The sequence below is a fragment of the Bradyrhizobium genosp. SA-3 genome (genome assembly GCF_004212635.1).
Classification (GTDB): domain Bacteria; phylum Pseudomonadota; class Alphaproteobacteria; order Rhizobiales; family Xanthobacteraceae; genus Bradyrhizobium.
The window spans coordinates 42,029-63,574 of the sequence record NZ_PSRT01000039.1 but is presented as its reverse complement, the minus strand read 5'-3'; the positions used below and the strand labels follow the sequence as shown (position 1 = coordinate 63,574).

The window sequence follows — 21,546 nt, the reverse complement described above, 5'->3', positions numbered from 1 at the left end:
CGCCCGCGCGGGCGCGCTGGCGTTCGCCGTCATGTAGCGCGGATTGGTACTTTGCGCGGGTGACCGCGAGCGTCGAGCCGCGCCAGGCCGCCAGCATCACCAGCGCCGAGCGGTCGCTGAGGCGGTCATAGAGCCGCGACAGCCGGTACACGTCGTTCACGGAAGTCCCGATCTCCGGCTTGAAGAACAGGAGGATGCGCTGAAACACCGGGCTCGGCATGTCGAGCGCGCGCGCGGCGACCGCGAGCGCCTCGCCGCCGGCATCGCCGACGATCTGGGTCGCGACGCGTGAGGGCAGGATCAGGCTGTCGCCGAGCTCGAAGGTGAAATTCTCGATGTCGCCCGCGATCGCCGCCATCTCCAGGATCTGGATCGCGCGCTTGGCGCGCAGGGTCGGAATCCGCGGCGCGGCCTTGAGCGGCGTCTGCGCCAGATTGTGCAGGATCAGCGCGCGCTCGGAGGCGCCGGCGCGGAAGAACATGTCGTGGATCTCGGCGGCGTCCTTCGGCTGCATCGCCATGTTCGAGGCCATGCGCTGCTCGGCCTCGGTGGGCGTGCGGACCGGGGCGGGTGCCGGCGGCGAGGTGGGAATCTCGCGCGCCAGCGGAACCCTGCGGCCTTCCTGGGCGGCGACCAGTCCGAGCTTCTGGAGGATCGGGACGGGCGTCGTCGGATAGACCGCAAGCCGCGCCTTGACGGCCGCGCGCGTCGCGTCATCGACCTGGTCGATCAATCGCGTGGCGAGTTCAACGAACTGCCGCTGTTCGTCATCGCTGTGGACGCGCGTCTGGACATAGAGATCGGTCAGCACGCGCAGCAGCGTCGGACGGATGTCGACGCCTTCGCGACGGGAGAGGGTCATCAGCCCGTCGAATCCGGGAAACAGCGACTTGGTCATGGAGGCGTACGCAACTCGGGAGAGATCCTTGTCGCGAGCCTATCGCAGGTTCTTTTAAAGCCTCGTTAAGGAAAACGAGGCGTGAAGCCGGCCCGGCAATTTAAGGCGTTGTCGCAACGGGACGGCGCGGTACGGCCCGTGCGGTTACGGTCCGGAAAGGGCGTTTACATCCCGTTAACCATAACTGATCTTAATGAATGCATGTTGCATGAAGCGCGTTTGGTCGCACGGCAATTGATAGAGAGCTGGATATGGGGACGATCATCGAATTTCCGGCCGGTCGCCGGGCAGGCTCGTCGGGGGATGCCACACCGCGCACGGAAACGGGAACGGTTCTGATCCTCCCGGTGATCCGTATCGAGCGCGAGGCGGACGAAACCAGCGGCGATCGTGGGCCGGAGCAGGGCACAGCGCCGGGGCGCCGTCGTCGCCGCCGCTGACTTCAGGCTTTTGCAATGCCGGACACCATCCGCCAGATCCGGCCTTTCGTATCGGCCGTCCTGCTCGCGCTGCTTGGCGCTGCGCTCGGCGCCTGTAGCGGCGGCGATTTCGGTCGCACCCGCGCCGACATGCGCAGCGACGACATGCATCGCTGGCTCGGCGCGGAGGTCACCTCCAGCGTCGGCCTGAAGCCCTCGCAATTCCAGCTCACCGACGAAGAACGCCAGCTCCGCGATCTCGCCTATCCCATGATCGAGCCGCCGTTGTCGCGCCCGGCCTGGAAGAGCGTGTTTGGTGACTACAAGCCGCTGCCCTCGCCTTGGCGGCAGAAGATCGTGTTCGACCGCACCATGTACGGACGCACGCTGATCGACGAGCCGCACCGCTCGCATTCCTCGCGCTATGCGCAGCTGATCGAGGACGTGCGCAACGACATCACCCGGTTCGAGCCGTTCTTCGCCTCTGCGATCCGCGTCATCGATCTCGACAGGAAGCGCGATGCCAGCATGGCGCGCGTCTCCGCGCTCTCGCCAAGAGAGAGGGACGACGCGGTTGCGCGCATGCAGGAGAACTCGCTGATCGTGCAGTGGGTGCAGCAGTGCCTGGAGCAGCGCGTCTCGTCCTATCGCTGGGCGCTGGAACGCCTGGTGATCCAGGCTCCCGACGGCATGGCCGCCGATGCCGACCGCCTGGTCGGCGAGCTCGCCGCCCAGACCGCCAACCCGCCGGTCGCAGCGCAGCCTCCTTACGGCCGCGCGGTCGTCTCGAAAAGCTGAGCGCGCAAGCCCGCTCGAATACACGCCTCAACGCGGGCAATGTATATGAGATCCTCCGGTCGTTTCGAACTGGTGGGTTGGCGGTTCCGTTCGACGGTGAACTCTTCGTGACGCGCGCTGGCGATTTGAGGGTAAACCTCGGATTGACAGCTCTGCCATCACGGTTTCTATTTGCGGTGACGGGGGTGTGCGATCCCCCCGCGAGGCGACATGCCGAAGAATCGCGTCCTGATCTTCACCAGGGACGCAGCATGTCATTTTCGACCCTCCAAGCCATCCCACAAATTGTCCCGACTGATCGGCGCGCGACCGCGCCGACGCGCCATAGGCGAGGGCATCGGGTGCTGGCACCCTGTCGCGCGTCGTGGGCCTTTGCCCGCAGGCGACGTCACAAAGCGGGCTTCACCTGGGGCGGGGAATACCACCGGGAGAACGATCATGCGTACACCAGCGATCTTTCACGCAGTCCTGCTTCTGGCGACTGCAGGCGGGCTGTCGAGCGCACATGCTCTGACACAGGAGGAGTTCGTCGCCAAACTGCAGGCCGCCGGCTATTCGCAGGTCAGCGACATCAAGTCGACCGCAGAGGGAACGACCGCAAAGGCCGTGAAGAACGGCAAGGACGTGCGGCTCGTCATGGACAGTAGCGGTCAGATCAAGGAGCAGAAGTGAACCCTTGGGGGCGAGAGCCTGCAATCCAAGCTCAAGGAGTAGATCAATGCGAAAGACGATCTCGGCGCTGATCGGCGTCAGTGCTTGCTTCATCGCGAGCGCTCATGCGCAGGATGTCGACTGGAAGAAGGTCGACGAGACGCTGGGCCGCAAGCCCAGTGTTGCGGACGATGTCCACCGCTACGGCTTCCCTCGTACCGATCTCACCGTGACTTTGGACGGAGTCACGATCAAGCCGGCGCTCGCGCTTGGCGGCTGGCTTGCGTTCAAGCCTGCGCATGGCGGCGCCATGGTCATGGGTGACCTTGTGCTCCTCGAGACCGAGATCAATCCTGTGATGGCGAAGATGATCGCGAGCGGTATCGAGATCACTGCCGTGCACAATCATCTCCTGCGCGCGAGCCCGGCGACCTTCTACATGCACGTCGCCGGACATGGCGATCCCGTCAAGCTGGCCTCGGCAATCCACGATGCCCTCGCCGAAAGCAAAACCCCCCTGACGGTCGCGGCGGCGGGGAACCCGCCTGCCATCGACCTCGACACGGCGAAGCTCGACCAGATCATCGGCGTCAAAGGGCAGGGCAATGGCGGCGTCTACCAGTTCAACGTCAAGCGGCGCGACCCCATCACGGAAGACGGCATGCTGCTGACCCCCGTCGGCCCGATGGGCGTCGCGATAGCCATCAACTTCCAGCCGACCGGCGGCGGCAAGGCGGCCATCACCGGTGACTTCGTCCTCACCAGCGACGAGGTGAACCCGGTCATCGTCGCGCTGCGCACGCACGGCATCGAGGTGACGGCGCTGCACAGCCACATGCTGGACGAGCAGCCGCGGCTCTTCTTCATGCATTTCTGGGCAAACGACGATGCGATCAAGCTTGCTGAGGGCTTGCGTGCTGCGCTCGACAAGACCGCCAGCACGAAAAGCTGACGCGGAGCCGAGCTGGTGATTATTGCTCGCCGCGTATGACGCCGCCATCGCGGCCGCGCCTACGCGCTCAAGCCGAGCGGCCGGCCGCAAGCTCGCGCGTGATCCACTCGGTAAAGGCGCGGATGGCCCGACGCTGCTGGCCTGCGCGGGGAAAGACCAGATGATGGCCGACATAGCGAATGTCGGTGGAACGTCTGGCAAGTGGCGCCACCAACAGCTTGGTCGCAATCTCGCGCTCGGCGAGCCGCGTTGATTCCAGCGTCACGCCAAGTCCGCTCGACGCCATCGCGATTGCCAGGAAGCTGCGATCGAAGCGCATGCCGTGGATGGCCGGCGCTTCGAGGCCGTTGGCCGTGAACCATTGATGCCACTGCACCTGCTTGACGTCCGAGCGGATCAACACCTGGTCGAGCAGGTCTTTCGGTTTGCGGATTTTCTTCGCGAGCTCGGGCGTGCAGAGCGGCGTCACGGTCTCTTCGCCCAGCGGAATGATCTCGACTCCTTCGGCCCTCGGCTGGCCGTAGACGATGTCGATGTCGAAATCGTCGTTGCTGAACCGGGCATATTCCGTGTTGGCGGCGAGCCGAACCTCGAGCTTGGGCTCGGCGGCCATGAAGCGGGCGAGCCGCGGGGCGAGCCACTGGGCGGCGAAGCTCGGTGCGCAATGCACCCGCAACAATTGCGGGCCGCGGCCTGCGACCTCCTCGATGCCTCGGCGCAGATTGTCGAACGCGGCGCCGGCATGACGCATCAGGTTCTCGCCCGCCGGCGTCAGCCGCACCGCCCGGGAGCTGCGCTCGAACAGGACGGTGCTCATCGCGCTTTCGAGCTTGCGAATGGCGTGGCTGACCGCGCTCGGGGTGAGATGCAGCTCGTTCGCCGCGTCCCGGAACGAACCGGTGCGTGCGGCCGCCTCGAAGGCGCGGATGGACGATATCGGGATACTGGACAGCAGCATCCGACAAGTGAACCAAATTCACCCATGCAAGACAACAGCGCGTTTGTCCGAAGGCGCGCTGCCGCATAATCAAACGGGACAAGAACGGGGGCGCCGTCGGGTGCCCGGCAACAGCCATTCAGGGAGGACCACAGTGCTGCTACGCGGCAAGACAGCGATCATCACCGGAGCGGCCTCTCCGCGAGGCATTGGCCTTGCAACAGCGCGCCGCTTTGCGGCCGAGGGAGCCCGGGTCGCCATTCTCGACATCGACGGCGCTGCCGCGGAAGACGCAGCGCGCGGCCTCGAACCGGTCACTGGCGAGCCGCACCTCGGCCTTGCCTGCAACGTCGCCGACAAGCAGGCCTGCATCAAGGCGGTCGAAACGGTGATGGCGAAATTCGGCCGGATCGACATCCTCATCAACAATGCCGGCGTGACCCAGCCGGTGAAGCTTCTCGAGATCAAGCCGGAAGATTGGGACCGCATCCAGGACGTCAACCTGAAGGGCATCCTGTTCCTGTCGCAGGCCGTGATCCCGCACATGCAGAAGCGCAGGAGCGGTTCGATCGCGTGCATGTCGTCGGTTTCGGCTCAGCGCGGCGGCGGCATCTTCGGCGGACCGCACTACTCGGCGGCAAAGGCCGGCGTGCTCGGGCTCGCCAAGGCGATGGCGCGCGAGTTCGGGCCCGACGGCATCCGTGTCAACTGCGTGACGCCGGGCCTGATCGGCACCGACATCACCGCGGGCAAGCTCACGGACGAGATGCGGGCGAAGATCCTCGAGGGCATTCCGCTTGGTCGGCTCGGCGATGCCACCGACGTCGCCGGCATCTACACCTTCCTCGCATCCGACCTCTCGGCCTACGTGACCGGCGCCGTCATCGACGTGAACGGCGGCATGCTGATCCACTGAGCGGAGGGGAGAGACGATCATGGCAACACCAACGCTCGCAAACGCGCCGACGCTCGCACAGCGCGCCCGCAACATCCGCCGCAACGCCCTGTTGATGGGCGAGGTTCAGGGCCAGGGCTATATCGCGCAGGCGCTCGACATCGCCGACGTCTTGGCGGTGGCCTATTTTCACGCCATGCAGTTTCGTGCCGAAGATCCCGCCTGGGAAGGCCGCGACCGTTTCCTGCTGTCGAACGGGCACTATGCGATCGCGCTCTATGCAGCCTTGATCGAGGCCGGGATCATTCCCGAGGCGGAACTCGAAACCTACGGCTTCGACGCGAGCCGACTGCCGATGTCCGGCATGGCGTCCTATACGCCGGGCATGGAGATGTCGGGCGGCTCGCTTGGCCTTGGTCTTGGCATCGCCGTCGGCATGGCACTTGGGCTGAAGCGCAAGCGGTCGGCGTCGCGCATCTTCACGCTGTTCTCCGACGGCGAGCTGGACGAGGGCTCCAAATGGGAGGCCATCATGTCGGCGGCTCACCACCAGCTCGACAATCTGATCGCGATCGTCGACGTCAACAATCAGCAGGCCGATGGTCCATCGAAGCAGATGCTGGGCTTCGAGCCTCTGGTCGACAAGCTCGAGGCGTTCGGCTGGTTCGTGCAGCGTGCCGACGGCAACGATCTCGACGCGGTGTTGGGTGCCTTCGATGCCGCGATGGCGCATCCCGAGGCAAAGCCCCGCATGATCGTCGCGGACACGCTGATGGGCAAGGGCGTTCCTTTCCTGGAGCAGCGCGAGAAGAATCACTTCATTCGCGTCGAGCCGCATGAATGGCAGCTCGCGCTATCGGCACTGGACGCGGGAGAGCAGTCATGAAGTCCGTGGGATCGACACCGTCCGGAAAGCCGCGGCTGACCACCTCGGCCATGATCGCCTCGATCGCGGCGGAAGGGCAACGCACCAAGCCCGCGCCATTCGGCCATGCGCTGGTTGAGCTTGCCCGCAGCCGCGAAGACGTCTTGGGCATGACAGCCGATCTCGGCAAATACACTGATCTGCACATCTTCGCTCAGGCCTTTCCCGATCGCTACTATCAGATGGGCATGGCCGAGCAGCTTCTGTTCGGCGCCGCCTCGGGGCTCGCCGCCGAAGGCTTCATGCCGTTCGCCACGACTTATGCGGTGTTCGCCTCGCGCCGCGCCTACGACTTCATCCATCAGACCATCGCGGAAGAAGACCGCAATGTGAAGATCGCCTGCGCGCTGCCCGGCCTGACCTCGGGCTACGGACCGAGCCACCAGGCCGCCGAGGACCTCGCGCTGTTTCGCGCGATGCCCAACATGACGGTGATCGATCCCTGCGATGCGCATGAGATCGAGCAGATCGTGCCGGCCATCGCCGCGCATCACGGGCCTGTTTACATGCGCCTGTTGCGCGGCCAGGTGCCGCTGGTGCTCGACGAGTACAACTACCGTTTCGAGCTCGGCAAGGCCGCGCTGCTGCGCGACGGCGCCGACGTCCTGATCATCTCCTCGGGCATCATGACCATGCGCGCACTGGAGGCGGCCCAGTCCCTCCAGGACGATCGCGTCAATGCGGCTGTCCTGCACGTGCCCACGATCAAGCCGCTCGACACCGAGACGATCCTGCGCGAAGCGGGCAAGCCGGGCCGTCTGGTCGTGGTCGCCGAGAACCACACCGTGATCGGCGGCCTCGGCGAAGCGGTCGCGGCGCTGCTGATGCGCGCGGGCGTTCATCCGGCGTTCCGGCAGATTGGGCTCCCCGATGAATTTCTCGCCGCCGGCGCGCTTCCGACCCTGCACGACCGCTACGGCATCTCGACCGCGGAAGTGACGCGGCAGATCAAGGAGTGGCTGCGCTAACGCCGCGGCCACCTTTCGTAACTGACCAGATCGACATGCTTCGCGGCAACGCTGTGGAGAACGAGAGCTGCTGTCCAATGCCGGCGCATCGAGAGCCGGCCAGCAGCAACAGCTGGTGGCGAAAGCCGTCGCTGCAGATCAATCCATGCTCAACAGGAGGAAACGATGACCTTGCGCAAGCCGACCACCCTCAGCCGTCGCAGATTGCTGATGGCGGGCGCCGCCGTGCCACTCTGCGGTATTCTCACACGCCCGGCGTCGGCGGCGGAGTTCACTTACAAGCTCGCGACGGGGCAGGACCCGACGCATCCGGTCAACACCCGCGCCAAGGAGGCGATCGACCGCATTCGCGAGGCGACGAGCGGCCGGCTCGAGATCAACCTGTTTCCGGCCAACCAGCTCGGTTCAGACACCGATCTCCTGACGCAGGTGCGCAACGGCGGTGTCGAGTTCTTCAACCTGTCGTCGCTGATTCTCGCAACGCTGGTGCCGGCTGCGGGCATCGTGAACCTCGGGTTCCTCTTCACGAGCTATGACGCCGTCTGGAAAGCTATGGATGGCGAGCTTGGCGCCTATATCCGCACGCAGATCGCCAGGACGCCGATCATGGCGGTGTCGAGCCCCTGGGACAACGGCTTCCGCCACGTCACCTCGTCCGGCCGCGAGATCAGGACGCCGGAGGACCTGAAGAATTTCAAGCTGCGCGTGCCGGCGGCTCCCAATCTGACCTCTCTGTTCCAGGCCCTCGGTGCGGGACCTGCGCCGTTCAATTTCAATGAAGTGTACTCCGCGCTCCAGACCAAGGTGGTCGACGGGCAGGAGAACCCGCTGCCGATCATCGCGACCGCCCGTCTCTACGAGGTGCAGAAGACCTGCTCCCTGACCGGGCATGTCTGGGACAATTACTGGATCCTCGGCAACAAGCGCGCCTTCGCGAAATTGCCGAAAGACGTACAGGCTATCGTGACGCGCGAGTTCGATCGTTCGGCCAAGGACGAGCGCGCCGATATCGCGAAGCTGAGCGACTCGCTGCGCGCGGATCTGACCGCCAAGGGCATGCAGTTCATCGAGGTCGACCGCGGTGCGTTCCGGCAGGCGCTCGCCAAGACGAGCTTCTACGCCGACTGGAAGGGCAAGTTCGGCGAAGAGGCCTGGGCGCAGCTCGAGAAGGCGGCGGGCAAGCTGTCATGACGGCCATCAACCATACGCCCAACATCGACGAAGGTGTCGCCGTGGCGGCGCCTCAAGCTGGTGTGCGCCTGTGGGCCGTCAAGGTCAACAAGGTGCTCGGTCATGTGGTTGCGATCCCGGCCGCCCTCCTGGTGCTGGCCGAGATCGTCGTATTGTCGGCCGGCATTGTAGGCCGATACGTGTTTCATGCCCCGATCATCTGGGCTGACGAGCTTGCCGGCATCCTGTTCCTGTGGCTCGCCATGCTGGGATCCGTGATCGCCTTCCAGCGCGGCGAGCACATGCGGATGACGGCCATCATCGGCATGCTCCGCGCCGATGCGCGCGCCTTCCTGGACGTCGTTGCCGCCGCAGCGTCACTGGCATTCCTGCTGCTGGTGATCCATCCCGCCTACGAATTTGCGGCCGATGAGGTGTTCGTCACGACGCCGGCGCTCGAGATCGTCAACAGCTGGCGGGCCACGGCATTGCCCGTCGGCATCGGATTGATGCTGGTCGCGGCGGTTCTGCGGCTCGTTCGCATCGCCGGCCTGCGCAGCCTGCTGGCGGCCGTCGCACTCGTCTCCGGCATCATCGCCGTGCTCGTGCTAGCAGCGCCGGTGCTGAAGCCGCTCGGCAATCTGAACCTGCTGATCTTCTTCGTGGTCATCGTCGGCGCCATGGTGCTGGCGGCGGTGCCGATCGCGTTCGCCTTTGGCCTTGCCACAGTCGGCTATCTGACTTTGACGACGAGCACGCCGGATGTGGTCATCATCGGACGGATGGACGAAGGTATGAGCCATCTGATCCTGCTGGCGGTGCCTCTGTTCGTGTTCCTCGGCCTGCTGATCGAAATGACCGGCATGGCGCGGGCCATGGTCGGCTTTCTCGCCAGCTTGCTCGGCCACGTGCGCGGCGGCCTGCATTATGTCCTGGTCGGGGCGATGTACCTGGTGTCGGGCATCTCGGGGTCGAAGGCGGCCGACATGGCGGCAGTGGCGCCGGTCTTGTTTCCCGAGATGACCAAGCGCGGCGCCAAGCCTGGCGATCTCGTCGCGCTTCTTGCGGCAACCGGAGCGCAGACCGAGACCATTCCGCCGTCGCTGGTGCTGATCACGATCGGCTCGGTCACCGGCGTGTCGATCGCGGCGCTGTTCACCGGCGGTCTGCTGCCTGGCATCGTGCTGGCGATCGGTCTCTGCTCCGTCGTCTGGTGGCGATACCGCGGCGAAGACCTTTCGCATGTGAAGCGCGCGACGGGGAGGGAGATCGGCCGCGCCTTCGTCATCGCAATTCCGGCCATGGCGCTGCCCTTTGTCATCCGCGCCGCGGTGGTCGAGGGCGTCGCGACCGCGACCGAAGTGTCGACGATCGGCATCGTCTATTCGGTTCTCACCGGGCTCCTGATCTACCGCCAGTTCTCCTGGCGCCGGCTTTATCCGATGCTGGTGGAGACCGCATCGCTGTCCGGCGCGATCCTGCTGATCATCGGCGCCGCGACCGGCATGGCGTGGGCCCTGACGCAATCGGGTTTCTCCGCATCGCTCGCGAAGTTCATGACCGCGCTGCCGGGCGGAACGCCGGTCTTCCTGGGCGTGACGATTCTCGCGTTCGTCATTCTCGGCAGCGTGCTCGAAGGCATTCCGGCGATCGTGCTGTTCGGGCCGCTACTGTTTCCGATCGCCCGCCAGGTCGGTGTGCACGAGGTGCATTACGCGATGGTCGTCGTTCTCGCGATGGGCATCGGGCTGTTCGCCCCGCCATTCGGGGTCGGCTATTATGCGGCATGCGCGATCAGCCGCATCAGCCCCGACGAAGGCATCAAGCCGATCGTCGGCTATATCGTGGCCTTGCTGGCCGGCACGCTGGTGGTCGCCGCGATCCCGTGGATTTCGACCGGGTTCCTGTGATGCGGGAGATATTGTCGGCGCGTGTCACTGCTCGCGCTACGGCTGTGGGGGAAACCGGTCGAACGTCGGCAGTTCGTGCGCATGCTCCATCCAGCGCAGGCGCTCGGCGACCTGGATGTGCATCGTCGGCGGTATGGCATTGGGATCGTCATAGGTTGCGCTCTGGACGTCGATGATCCCAGGCATGCTGGCGTTGAAATAGAACAGGCCGGTTCCGCAGTTAGCGCAGAAGTGCCGCCGCACATGTTCCGAAGACCGGTACACCTTGGGTTCACCCTTGGTCACCTTGACGGCATCCTCCGCGTACATCGTCCAGCCGACCACCGGGGCGCCGGCGTGAAGCCTGCAATCGCGGCAGTGGCACAGCGCGTGCACGATCGTTTCGCCCTCGACCTCATAACGGATTGCGCCGCAGTGACAGCCGCCGGTGATGGTGCTCATGCGTTCCTCCCGTTTTGAAGGCTTCGCAGATCGGTAGCTCTCAAGGCTTGCTGCTTCAACAACGCAATCGATTTACGATTGCGTCCTACTGTCGCCTGACAGCTCCCGCCATCGTTCGGCGCTGCCGAATGCGTCGGTACCAGTTCACCGCCAGAATTCCGCGGCGCGCCAATCGCACCGTTGCTCATGCCGCCCTAGCCCTCGCGCCGGAGTCATCTGGCGCGCCAAGGACGCCGACAATTACTACGTCGTGCGAGCCAACGCGCTGGAGGACAATGTCGTGCTTACAAGACAATCAACGGCATACGAAGTTCGCTGGAGATTGTCGGTCGCAAGGGCGGCTACGGCGTCAGTACGCCGGTGCCGCCTGGACGGTGGCACGCGTTGCGTTGCGACTTCGCCGGAAGTCGGTTCAAGGTGACCTATGACGGAAAACCCTTATTCGAAGTGGACGACGCCACGATTACAGACGCCGGCATGATTGGCCTGTGGACCAAGGCGGATAGCGTGACCCTGTTCGATGATCTGTCATATGGTGAGATCAAATAGATCTTTGTCCACCCTTGCCGGAGATCGTCATGAATGTTCGATGTCTGCCGGTCGCGACGGCCCTGCTGATCGCGTCCATCAGTCCAATCCGGGCGGAAGAAGCCCTCGTTGCCTACAGATCGCTTAGTCCGGAGCTGGCGCTCGATCTTGCGCGCGCTGCGTTGGACAGCTGCCGCACCCGGGGATATCAGGTCGCCGTCGCTGTCGTCGATCGCTTCGGCGTCACGCAAGTGATGCTGCGAGATCCCTTTGCAGGCCCCCACACGCCATTGACCGCATCCGGCAAAGCGTGGACGGCTGCGTCATTCAAAACCAGCACGACTGAGCTGAATGCGATGAGCCAGCCGGGCATGATGCAGGCGGGCATTCGTCATCTTCCCGGAACGGTCATCATCGGAGGAGGGCTGATCGTCGAGGCAGGCGGCTCTCTGGTCGGAGCGGTCGGCGTATCCGGTGCTCCGGGCGGTGACGCGGACGAAGCTTGCGCGAAAGCCGGGATCGAGGCCATACGTGACAAGCTGGAGTTTTGAGGCGCGGATCAAGCTCGCGGCTGGAACGCCCTCAAACGTTGGCGCGAAGCCGGACCGGGGCTGTCGCTACGGCTGCGGAGGAAAGCGGTCGAACAAGCACCGGCTTGAAGCCGGCAATCGCGGCAGTGGCACAGCGCGTGCACGATCGCGTCGCCCTCGACTTCATGACGGATTGCGCCGCAGTGACAACCGCCGGTGATGGTGCTCATGCGTTCCTCCGATCGAGGATTGATTTCTCCGATCGGTAGCTTTCGAGATGTGCGGGTTCAACGACATAATCGATTTGCGATTGCGTCCTACTGTCGCGTGACAGCTCCTGCCATGGGGCTCACGCTGACTGCCGCGGGAAATGTGCAGGGGGCGTGCCGCAGTTCCGCGCGCCCGAGCTTGAATGATCCTCGACGCGCTGTGTCGCACGGCTGCGTTTCGGTCAATGCCGGTCATCGGGCCACCGAAGAGCCAGGGTCGGGCTTCGACTCGAAGTCACTTGCCGAAACGGCCATCGAGCACGGCAATATCCGCGAGTGACCCACAAGCCGTCATTGCGGCCTACATGCCGGGAAACCGGAGAGCCTCGCCTGATATTGCAATGTTAATGACGGAGGAGGGGCGTACGATTCGCGCACAGGCGGATGGAGCCTGACAGGCGTGCTTCCCTAACGCTCCTATTGACTCGCATCGCGAATGGGCAAATCCTTCCAACACGCAATTGCCATCGCCAATTTCAGCACTGCGAACTTCAGCGCCCCGGCTTTTATCGGCGCCATCTGACCAAATTTGTTCTGAACAGAAACGGAGGGGCCCATGCGCGCGCTCGCCTTGAGAACCGTCTCTCTTCTCGCCCTCGCTACGCTGGGCTTGATCTCCGCCACGCCTGCGGCACGCGCGGAGGACGGGACCGACGAGCAGTTTGGCAAAGTTCACTTCCAGACCTCCTGCAATGAGGTGGCGCAGCGCCGCTTTGACCGCGGAATGCGCTATCAGCACTCGTTCTGGTATCGGCCCGCGAAAGAGATCTTCGAGGAGACGTTGCAGGCCGATCCGGAATGCGCGATCGCCTATTGGGGCATTGCCCTGAGCCTGCTGTATAATCCGCATTTTCCCGCGCCGAAGGAAAACCTCACCGAGGGCCTCGCCGCGCTGCAGAAGGCCAAGGCACTCGGCGCCAAGAGCGAACGCGAACGCGACTATATCGACGCGCTGCTGGCCTTCTACTCGGGTGACGAAAAGACGACGTTTGGCCAGCGCGCGCAGGCCTATCTCAAGGCAACCGAAGCCGTCGCCGCGCGCTATCCCGATGATGACGAGGCGCAGATCGCCTACGCCATCACGCTGAATGTCACAGCGTCACCAAACGACAAGACCTATGCGAACCAGCTCAAGGGCGCTGCCATCCTGGAGCCGATCTTCAAGCGGCAGACGCGGCACCCCGGCGTCGCGCATTACCTGATCCACCTCTACGACTATCCGGCGATCGCAGAGCAAGGTCTCGACGCTGCGAAGCGCTATTCCGAGATCGCGCCGGCGGCGCCGCACGCTTTGCATATGCCGTCGCACATTTTCACGCGCGTCGGCTACTGGAACGAATCCATCGACGCCAATAGCCGTTCCGCCAAGGCTGCCAAGGAGGGCAAGGACCCCAGCGAGCAGCTGCACGCCGAAGACTATATGGTCTACGCCCTGCTCCAGCTTGCGCAGGACAACCGAGCCCGCGACGTCATCGCGGACATGGTTGCAACCACGGGCTATGCGCCGGCCGTCCGCGCCGGTCCTTACGCGATAGCTGCCAGTCAGGCGCGCTATATGGTCGAGCGCGGCGATTGGCAGGGCGCTGCCGCGCTGAAGGTCGAGCCGAGCCGATTTGCCTATGTCGATGCGATCACCTATTTCGCCCGCGCCCTTGGCGCCGCGCGCTCCGGCAATGCAGACGCCGCAACGGCGGACATCGCCAAGCTGGCGGAGCTGCGGGACAAGCTGCAGCAGGACAAGGATCCGTATTGGGCCGAGATCGTCGACATTCAGCGGCAGGTCGCCACAGCCTGGCAGCTCAATGCCCAGGGAAAACAGGCGGACGCGTTGGAGGCGATGCGCCTTGCCGCCGACGCCGAAGACAAGACCGAAAAATCGATCGTGACGCCGGGACCGCTTGCCCCGGCGCGCGAACTTTACGGGACCATGCTGCTCGAACGCGGCATGGCGACGGAGGCATTGGCCGCGTTCGAAAGCACCATGCGCAAGGAGCCGAACCGCTTTGGCGCGACGATCGGCGCCGCTCACGCCGCCGAGAAAGCGGGTGATGCCGTGAAGGCACGTCAGTACTACGCGAAAGTCGTCGACATGGCGCGCAATGGCGACTCCTCGCGGGAAGACCTCGCGGCCGCACGAAAGTTCATGGCTCAGAATTAGCAAAAGTGCCGTGGCAGCTTCCATGCGCCTGACAGGCAAAGTCGTTGCGATCGGCGCAGCCACCGCACTGCTCTGCGCAGTCGCTGCAGTCTGGACATTGCGATCCGGCGAACCGGCGCGCGCTACAGCGGCACTCGGCGAGGTCCGCCCGGTGTGGTCAGAAACCGACTGGCCTTTCAGCGCAGATCCCTGGGGGAAAGGAAAGGCATTCCGCTGCAAAGCCGAGGATTGCGGCGGCGAGGTCCAGCTCTACGTTCGCGCCAAGCTCGGGTTTTGCAATTGCGTCACCGGCGTCGCCGACGATGACGACCTCGAGAAAATGGGCGACCTGGCGCTGATTGGCAAGGCAACGCCGATCGGTGCCGGTCGAGAGATCATCGTCGGTCCGATGCGCGGCCGCAGCCGGGCTTATCGCGTCGAGGGAAATCGCAACGCCGCGCTCTCACTCGCCTTCAATCAGCGCTGTGACATGGTGGCCGCGACGGCTTTGGTTGGACCGGGCGCGCCCGCGTCACTGGAGCCGGCGGTGCTGGCGTTCCTCAATAGCGACCGCATGTTGAAATGGGCCGAGATCGCGCTTGGGTTATGACTCAAAGCAATTCGGCTTCCGTCATTCCTAGGACCCTCCTACTCTGATCGAACTGGCACGATGGTCTTGATTGTCGTGGGGAACGATAGTGATCCCTCAGTCATCGCAGTCCGCGCTCCCAAATCAAAACACCCGCGACGGACTGCTCCGCGCGGGTATGACGAACTCTCGATGATGCCAGTATGCCGGTGTTTTGCCCGACTAGTCAAAGGTGCGTACACGTCCGTCCAGTAGCTTCGTTATCGCCAACCGAAGAGCGCAATGATTTCAATGCCCCGCTACTGTGCATGGGGTTGTTTTTGCAGTTTTTGTTGTTGCGCTGCCGAAGCGGCCCGCATCAGCGCCGGCCGCGTGGCGCTTCGGCCTTGGCTGGCGGCTCGGTCTGCGGGGCGCAGGTCGCAGCCGCGAGCGAGCCTTGCGCCTGCTGCATCAGGCCGGGCTCGGGGGCGAGCGCCTTCATCACGATCAGGCCGGTGGTAGCAGGGGAATCGATAATCAGCCGGTCGGCCGCGGTGACCTCCTCGTCCTCGGGCAGCTCGTTGTGCTGCGCTTCCGTCATCAGGTCGAGCTCGATCACCTTGCGGCCGGCCGAGCGGTCGTTGATGGCGTAATAGGCGATCTCGTTGCGGGTGTAGAACGACACCGAGGTGTAAGCTTGGCTCACCGGCACGGCCAGCTTGATCGGACCGCCCGACAGATCGTAGCGGCAGATCGCGAGCGCAAAGGCCGGGTCCATGAACGGCATCGGTGAGGTCTGTGGGTCGGCGAGGGGCAGCTGGGTGACGGCGTTCACCTTCGTCATCGGCGTCAGGCGCGAATAGGCATCCTGCGTCGCGATCCGCGGCAGCGCCAGCACGCTGACGAGATGGACCACGAGGCCCAGAACGATGCCGGCAACGATGGTGAACAGCAGCCGGATCATGAGCAGCCCACCGTCGTGATCGTAGGCATCGGCGCATCGCGCTGGGTGCGTGTGGCAACGCCGACCGGGGTATCGTAGAGGCGCAGCATCAAGGCGTAGCGCTCGATGCCGCCGGTCGGCAGCCAGTTGCCGGCGCGCGAGCGTGAGGCGATGCGGATCTCGAATGAGCCGTCGGACTGGCGCACGATCTCCTGGCTGGTGAAGCCGTAGCGGGCAAGCGAATTGGCGACGAGATGGCCCTTGCGGTCGTACAGCGTCAGCGTCCAGAACCGCGCCGGCGGGGTCACGCCGGAGACGACGACGTCACAGCGGCCGTCGAGCGCCTTCTTCTTGTCATCGGCGGTCGCGGTGAAGGCGACGCCGTCGCCGGTGCCGATCGGCAGCTCGCCGTTGCGCACGATGGTGGCGCGCGAATAGGGATCGACGTCGGCCGTGCCGGTGCGCGGGCGGGCGGTCCAGGGGCCGATGGTCAGCGCGCCGATCTCGGTGCCGCGCGTCGTCGTCATCCAGGTCGCGCCGACGCCGACGACGGTGGCGAGCAGAAGGGCCGTCAATGTGATCAGGATCAGCCGCACGGGTTTCGATCAGTTCTTGCGCGGAGCGGAGGTGTTGGCGTTCTCTTCCGCATAATTCTGCGGGAAGGCGAGCGCACTCGTCGACGAGGCTGGCCTCGCCGCCTTGCTGTCGTTGCTAGTGGATTTGGTCGCCGTCTTGGCCGCGTCATCCAGCAGCTTCTCGACGCGCACCAGGATGTCGGCGCCGCGCTTGGTCAGCACTGGCGGCGGACCGGGCTTGGTCTCCAGCACCTTCGGCGCCGCATTGGCCTGCGCGTTGGCGATCTGCTGCGGCGGCAGCTTCTGGCCCATGCCGATGCCGGGGATCTCCCGGACCTCGACGCCCTGATGCGCCGCGACCATGATGTCGTGCCAGGTCTGCGCCGGCAGCGAGCCGCCGGTCATGCGGTTGGTTGGCGAGTAGTCGTCGTTGCCATACCACACCGCGCAGGTGAAATTGCCGGTGTAACCGACGAACCAGGCGTCACGATACGCATTGGTGGTGCCGGTCTTACCCGCGGTCGGAATGCCGTCCAGCGCGGCGCGGCGCGCGGTGCCTTCGCTGACGACGTGACTCATCATGCCCGCCATGTCGGCGGCGATGTTCGGCGGAATGGCCTGCTTCGGCTTCGGCCCGTCGCGATCCCAGCGCCAGACGAGGTCGCCTGCGCCGGTGCGCACCTCCAGCACCGAATGCGGCGTCACCGCCTTGCCGCGGTTCGGGAAGGTCGCGTAGGCGACGGCGTGCTCCAGCACGGTGACTTCGTCCGAGCCGATCGGCAGCGACGGCGTGTCGGGCAGCGGCGCCTTGAGGCCGAAGCGGCGCGCGACCTCGACGATCTTGGCACGGCCGATCTTGGCCGGGTTCGGGGCCTTCGGCTGCTCCTTCTGGCCGATCGCGATCGACAGCTTGACCGGCACCACATTGATCGAGCGCGTGATGGCCTGCGTCAGCGTCACCGAGCCGGAATAGGAGTGACCATAGTTCTGCGGACACCAATTGCCGATGCAGACCGGGCCGTCGACCACGATCGAGTTCGGCGTGAAGCCGTTCAGGAGCGCAGTGGTGTAGACGTAAGGCTTGAACGAGGAGCCGGGCTGGCGATAGGCGTCGGTGGCGCGGTTGAACTGGCTGGCGCCGTAGTCGCGGCCGCCGACCATGGCACGGATGCCGCCGTCGAGATCGGCGACCACGGTCGCCGCTTGCGTCGCGTGATAATCGCGGCCGAACTGGCGCAGCTGGTTCTCGATCGCGTCTTCGGCGGCCTTCTGCACATTGGTGTCGATCGCAAGCCGCACCACGAAGACGCGCTCGGTGTAGGACTTCGGGAAGGTGTCGACGAGCTTGCGCATCTCGTCGAAGGCGTAGTCGAGATAATAGTTCGGCGACGCCTCGTCGCGGCGGTCGACCGCGAAGGCCGGGTTGCGGCGGGCACCGAACACCTGGCCCTCGGTCATGAAGCCGGCATCGACGAGGTTGTCGAGCACGACGTTGGCGCGCGCGCGGGCAGCCGGCAGGTTGATGTGCGGGGCGTATTTCGTCGGCGCCTTGAACAGGCCGGCGAGCATCGCCGCTTCCGCCAGCGTCACGTCGCGCGCCGATTTGTTGAAGTAGAAATGCGCGGCGCCATCGACGCCGAAGGTGCCGCCGCCCATATAGGCGCGGTCGAGATAGAGCTTGAGGATCTCGTTCTTGGTCAGGCGCCATTCCAGCCAGACCGCGAGGAAGGCTTCGTTGACCTTGCGCTCGATGGTGCGCTCGTTGCTCAGGAACAGGTTCTTGGCGAGCTGCTGGGTGATCGAGGAGCCGCCCTGGCGGACGCCGCCGGCCTGGGCGTTGGTGACAAGGGCGCGCGCCGTGCCGGCGATGTCGATGCCGAAATGGTCGTAGAAACGGCGGTCCTCGGTCGCCAGCGTCGCCTTGATCAGCACGTCCGGGAAATCTTCCAGCGGGATCGAGTCGTTGTGCTTGATGCCGCGGCTGCCGATCGGGTTGCCGTAGCGGTCGAGGAAGGTCACCGCGAGATCGGACTTCTTCAGCCAGTCCTCGTCCGCGGTCTCGCGGAAGGCGGGGATGGCGAGCGTGAGCATCACGACCAGGCCGCCGAGGCCGAGGGTCGCGGCTTCCGACAGCGGCTCGATGAACACCCAGCGCTTCCAACGCCCGACATAGAACCGGTCCATGAAGGTCGAGTAGCGCTCGTAGAGCTCGCGGATGCCCTTGGCCGAGGAGAACAGCGAGGAATCGATGCGCGCATCGAGATCCAGGAAGAAATTCCGGACCTTCTGCTTCCAATGCGGTGGTATGATCTGGCGCACCTAGAACCCTTGCGGCTTGCTTCGAAAGCGTTCAAGCACCCGGCCGGGGGCGGCATCGGAACGTCTTGCGGGAATGTTGCGGCAAACCCAAGGCGCCCGGTTCGCGTCCTTCGGGGACTTGCTGTTCCTTCTAGCCGAGCAGGGCCCATAAACCAATGGCCACGCTCGCGATTTTGAACAACAGGCCTAATTGACCCCGGGACATTACGGGCCTTCCGAGGGCGTTGCTTGCACCGTCACGGCCGCTCGCTCTAGATGACTTCGCCGTAGCTCTTTCGAACCTTTGTTGAGGCGCATGACCGCAGCTCCCAAACGACCTTCAGGCCAGGAAGGATTCTTCTGGAAAACCAAGACGTTGGAACAGCTGTCGGCGGCCGAATGGGAGAGCCTGTGCGACGGCTGCGGCCGCTGCTGCCTGAACAAGCTCGAGGACGAGGATACCGGCCAGATCTATTTCACCCATATCGGTTGCAAGCTGCTGGATGGGGCGAGCTGCGCCTGTAAGGACTACCCGAATCGCTCCGACAAGGTTCCGGACTGTGTCCGCCTGACCCCGGCCAATGTCCGCACCCTGAACTGGCTGCCGCCGAGCTGCGGCTACAAGCTCGTCGCCGAAGGCCGCGATCTCTATTGGTGGCACCCGCTGGTGTCGGGCGATCCCAATACCGTGCATGAGGCCGGCGTCTCCGTGCGCGGCCGGGTCGAGGGCAGCGAAGAGGAGATCCCCGACGAGGATCTCGAGGACCACATCGTGCAATGGCCGGCCGTGCTGCCGAAACGGGCCCGCCTGAAGCGACGTCCGAAGGACTGATCCGCCTTTCAGGGCAGGATCAGTCCTCTTCAGTCATCAGCCGTTCCGCAAACTCGTCATGCACGGGCTTGTCCCGGGCATCCACGTTCTCCGTACCGCGCGAAAGATCGTGGATGGCCGGGACAAGCCCGGCCATGACGATGAGAAAGCATCTGACCTCGCGGATATTCCGTTCATCCGGATGATCACGTGTTCGGGATGACCCTGCGGTGGGATGCACCCATGCGCCGCGGTGTCTGCCCGGGAAGGATTTTGCTGTCTACATTCGACTACATAGAACGAATCCTTCGCGGCGTTGTGCCGCCCCACGACGTCCGATCGAGATGAACAAGTTCGACCGGCAGAGCAGTTCTGCCGACATCCAGCCGTTGCCTGACGACATTGCCGAAGAGCTGTCCCGCCTTCCGAGCGAGGTCATCAGCGTCGACGACGCGCCGTCCATCGCGCCGCCGGTGCCGCTGTCACAGGACGAGGTCCGCACCATCGTCATCAGCCTGATGCTGACGATGTTCCTGGCAGCGCTCGACCAGACCATCGTGGCGACCGCGCTGCCGACCATCGGGCGCCAGTTCCAGGACGTCTCCAGCCTGTCCTGGGTGATCACGGCCTACCTGCTCGCCTCGACTGCGGTCGCGCCGGTGTTCGGCACGCTCAGCGACATCTACGGCCGCAAGGCCATGATCATTACCTCGCTCAGCCTGTTCGTCGCGGGCTCGGTGCTGTGCGCGATCGCGCCGAACATGCCGATGCTGATTCTGGCGCGCGGCCTTCAGGGGCTCGGCGGCGGCGGCATCATGCCGGTGGTGCAGACTGTGATCTCGGATGTTGTGAGCCCACGCGAGCGCGGCCAGTACCAGGCTTATTTCTCCAGCGTCTGGATGGTCGGCGGCATCCTCGGCCCGGTCATCGGCGGCGTGTTCGCCGAGCATCTGCACTGGTCGATGATCTTCTGGATCAACCTGCCGCTCGCGGCCGCCGCGATCGCGCTGCTGCTGCCGAGGATGAAGAAGATCCCGGTGTTCCACCGCAAGCGCAAGGTCGACTGGCTCGGCGGCGTGTTGCTGATGGCCTCCGCCGTCGTCTTCATGCTGGTGCTGACCTGGGGCGGCACGCGCTATCCCTGGCTGTCGCCGACCGTGCTTGCGATGGTCGGCGGCGCGGTCGCGCTCGTCGTCACTTTCGTGTGGCACGCGCGGCGGGCGGACGAGCCGTTCCTGCCGCTGCCGCTGCTCGGCGGACGTGTCGTACCGTTTGGGCTGATGGCCGGCGGCTGTGCGCTCGGCGCGATCACGGGCCTCACGGTCCAGCTCCCGCTTTATTACGAATCCGTCTATCACCTCAGCGCCAGCGAGGCGGGCCTTGCGCTGATTCCGCTCGCAGCCGTCTCGACCTGCGGTGCGGCCATCGCCGGGCGTACCATGGCGCGGGCCAAGCACTACAAACGCGTCGCCATCATCGGCACGTCCTGGGCCGCGCTGTGCGGCCTCGCACTCACGTTGACGACGCTGCCGTTATGGGGCCTGCTGACGCTGATGGCCGCGTTTGCGCTTGGTCTCGGCACGACCTTTCCGGTCTGCGTGGTCTCGGTGCAGAACTCGGTCGCGCGGCCGCAGATCGGCACCATCACCGGTGCCTTGAACTTCTTCCGCTCGCTGATGTCGTCCTTCACGGTCGCGGCGTTCGCGGCGATCCTGCTGATCGCGCTCGGTGCCGACATCCCGCTCGGCGAGCATCACGCCGCCGTCAGCACGATTCCCGCCGACGACATGCGGCATGCGTTCCGCTACGTCTTCGGCGCCGCCACGGCGCTGATGACCGGCGCTGCGCTCTGTCTCATTGCGATGGAGGAGCGGCCGCTGGCTGGTCCCGCCACGTCGCAGCCGGTGGAGATGGCGGAGTAGG

22 protein-coding genes are annotated in these 21,546 nt (G+C 64.8%); 15 read left to right on the top strand and 7 right to left on the bottom strand.

Going from position 1 to position 21,546, the window contains the following annotated elements:
- Window positions 1-898 (bottom strand): DUF2336 domain-containing protein (locus tag CWO91_RS15755; protein ID WP_130214252.1); only part of this gene is annotated, 898 nt, incomplete at its 3' end.
- A 251-nt stretch (window positions 899-1,149) separates the two neighbouring features.
- Here CWO91_RS15755 and CWO91_RS15750 point away from each other — a divergent pair.
- The 4 genes from CWO91_RS15750 (at window position 1,150) to CWO91_RS15735 (ending at window position 3,718) form a co-directional block, all read left to right on the top strand.
- Window positions 1,150-1,338, top strand: a complete 189-nt coding sequence (locus CWO91_RS15750) for a hypothetical protein (RefSeq protein WP_130214251.1) — start codon at window positions 1,150-1,152, stop codon at window positions 1,336-1,338.
- 15 nt (window positions 1,339-1,353) lie between these two features.
- Window positions 1,354-2,115: a hypothetical protein gene (locus CWO91_RS15745; RefSeq protein ID WP_130214250.1), complete on the top strand. Its 762-nt coding sequence runs from the start codon at window positions 1,354-1,356 to the stop codon at window positions 2,113-2,115.
- 438 nt (window positions 2,116-2,553) lie between these two features.
- Entirely contained in the window at window positions 2,554-2,787 is a 234-nt protein-coding gene (locus tag CWO91_RS15740) for a hypothetical protein (RefSeq protein ID WP_130214249.1), read from the top strand.
- 46 nt (window positions 2,788-2,833) lie between these two features.
- The gene (locus CWO91_RS15735) at window positions 2,834-3,718 is read left to right on the top strand and encodes a DUF1259 domain-containing protein (RefSeq protein ID WP_165405490.1); all 885 of its coding nucleotides are present in this window, start codon (window positions 2,834-2,836) and stop codon (window positions 3,716-3,718) included.
- A gap of 67 nt (window positions 3,719-3,785) precedes the next feature.
- Here the strand turns inward: CWO91_RS15735 and CWO91_RS15730 are convergent, their stop codons facing one another.
- The gene (locus CWO91_RS15730) at window positions 3,786-4,673 is read right to left on the bottom strand and encodes a LysR substrate-binding domain-containing protein (protein WP_130214255.1); all 888 of its coding nucleotides are present in this window, start codon (window positions 4,671-4,673) and stop codon (window positions 3,786-3,788) included.
- A gap of 136 nt (window positions 4,674-4,809) precedes the next feature.
- On the opposite strand from CWO91_RS15730, the gene CWO91_RS15725 reads away from it, so the two are divergent.
- From CWO91_RS15725 to CWO91_RS15705, 5 genes are all read left to right on the top strand, one after another.
- Window positions 4,810-5,571: an SDR family NAD(P)-dependent oxidoreductase gene (locus tag CWO91_RS15725; protein WP_130214247.1), complete on the top strand. Its 762-nt coding sequence runs from the start codon at window positions 4,810-4,812 to the stop codon at window positions 5,569-5,571.
- A gap of 19 nt (window positions 5,572-5,590) precedes the next feature.
- A complete protein-coding gene (locus CWO91_RS15720) occupies window positions 5,591-6,436 on the top strand; it encodes a transketolase (RefSeq protein WP_130214246.1) in 846 nt (281 codons plus the stop codon).
- Window positions 6,433-7,443 (top strand): transketolase family protein, encoded by a 1,011-nt coding sequence (locus CWO91_RS15715; RefSeq protein ID WP_208753028.1) that lies wholly within the window; start codon window positions 6,433-6,435, stop codon window positions 7,441-7,443. The genes CWO91_RS15720 and CWO91_RS15715 overlap by 4 nt, the downstream gene beginning before the upstream one ends.
- A gap of 165 nt (window positions 7,444-7,608) precedes the next feature.
- The gene (locus tag CWO91_RS15710; protein ID WP_130214244.1) at window positions 7,609-8,634 is read left to right on the top strand and encodes a TRAP transporter substrate-binding protein; all 1,026 of its coding nucleotides are present in this window, start codon (window positions 7,609-7,611) and stop codon (window positions 8,632-8,634) included.
- The gene (locus CWO91_RS15705) at window positions 8,631-10,523 is read left to right on the top strand and encodes a TRAP transporter large permease (RefSeq protein WP_130214243.1); all 1,893 of its coding nucleotides are present in this window, start codon (window positions 8,631-8,633) and stop codon (window positions 10,521-10,523) included. Before CWO91_RS15710 ends, CWO91_RS15705 begins: the two co-directional genes overlap by 4 nt.
- A 36-nt stretch (window positions 10,524-10,559) precedes the next feature.
- On the opposite strand, the gene CWO91_RS15700 is transcribed toward CWO91_RS15705, so the two are convergent.
- Window positions 10,560-10,964: a GFA family protein gene (locus CWO91_RS15700; RefSeq protein ID WP_130214242.1), complete on the bottom strand. Its 405-nt coding sequence runs from the start codon at window positions 10,962-10,964 to the stop codon at window positions 10,560-10,562.
- A gap of 417 nt (window positions 10,965-11,381) precedes the next feature.
- Between CWO91_RS15700 and CWO91_RS45005 the strand changes: the two genes are divergently transcribed.
- Window positions 11,382-11,513 (top strand): hypothetical protein, encoded by a 132-nt coding sequence (locus CWO91_RS45005; RefSeq protein WP_283810961.1) that lies wholly within the window; start codon window positions 11,382-11,384, stop codon window positions 11,511-11,513.
- Window positions 11,514-11,542: 29 nt separating this feature from the next.
- The gene (locus CWO91_RS15690; protein WP_130214254.1) at window positions 11,543-12,043 is read left to right on the top strand and encodes a GlcG/HbpS family heme-binding protein; all 501 of its coding nucleotides are present in this window, start codon (window positions 11,543-11,545) and stop codon (window positions 12,041-12,043) included.
- 8 nt (window positions 12,044-12,051) lie between these two features.
- On the opposite strand, the gene CWO91_RS44305 is transcribed toward CWO91_RS15690, so the two are convergent.
- Window positions 12,052-12,252 carry a hypothetical protein gene (locus CWO91_RS44305; RefSeq protein ID WP_245471270.1) on the bottom strand — a complete coding sequence of 67 codons (201 nt, stop codon included), beginning with the start codon at window positions 12,250-12,252 and terminating at the stop codon, window positions 12,052-12,054.
- Window positions 12,253-12,847: 595 nt separating this feature from the next.
- Between CWO91_RS44305 and CWO91_RS15680 the strand changes: the two genes are divergently transcribed.
- Window positions 12,848-14,449 (top strand): hypothetical protein, encoded by a 1,602-nt coding sequence (locus CWO91_RS15680; protein ID WP_130214241.1) that lies wholly within the window; start codon window positions 12,848-12,850, stop codon window positions 14,447-14,449.
- 22 nt (window positions 14,450-14,471) lie between these two features.
- Window positions 14,472-15,038, top strand: a complete 567-nt coding sequence (locus CWO91_RS15675; RefSeq protein WP_130214240.1) for a hypothetical protein — start codon at window positions 14,472-14,474, stop codon at window positions 15,036-15,038.
- A 337-nt stretch (window positions 15,039-15,375) separates the two neighbouring features.
- Here the strand turns inward: CWO91_RS15675 and CWO91_RS15670 are convergent, their stop codons facing one another.
- Genes CWO91_RS15670 through CWO91_RS15660 form a run of 3 tightly spaced genes read right to left on the bottom strand, consistent with a single transcriptional unit; the run spans window position 15,376 to window position 18,833 of the window.
- Complete coding sequence (locus CWO91_RS15670; RefSeq protein WP_130214239.1) at window positions 15,376-15,960, bottom strand: DUF1254 domain-containing protein; 585 nt, start codon at window positions 15,958-15,960, stop codon at window positions 15,376-15,378.
- Complete coding sequence (locus CWO91_RS15665; protein ID WP_130214238.1) at window positions 15,957-16,535, bottom strand: DUF1214 domain-containing protein; 579 nt, start codon at window positions 16,533-16,535, stop codon at window positions 15,957-15,959. Before CWO91_RS15665 ends, CWO91_RS15670 begins: the two co-directional genes overlap by 4 nt.
- A 9-nt stretch (window positions 16,536-16,544) precedes the next feature.
- A complete protein-coding gene (locus CWO91_RS15660; RefSeq protein WP_130214237.1) occupies window positions 16,545-18,833 on the bottom strand; it encodes a transglycosylase domain-containing protein in 2,289 nt (762 codons plus the stop codon).
- Window positions 18,834-19,128: 295 nt separating this feature from the next.
- Between CWO91_RS15660 and CWO91_RS15655 the strand changes: the two genes are divergently transcribed.
- Both CWO91_RS15655 and CWO91_RS15650 read left to right on the top strand, forming a co-directional pair.
- Window positions 19,129-19,644: a YcgN family cysteine cluster protein gene (locus CWO91_RS15655; protein WP_128934941.1), complete on the top strand. Its 516-nt coding sequence runs from the start codon at window positions 19,129-19,131 to the stop codon at window positions 19,642-19,644.
- A gap of 323 nt (window positions 19,645-19,967) precedes the next feature.
- Complete coding sequence (locus CWO91_RS15650) at window positions 19,968-21,545, top strand: MDR family MFS transporter (protein ID WP_130214236.1); 1,578 nt, start codon at window positions 19,968-19,970, stop codon at window positions 21,543-21,545.
- Window position 21,546 lies beyond the last annotated feature (1 nt).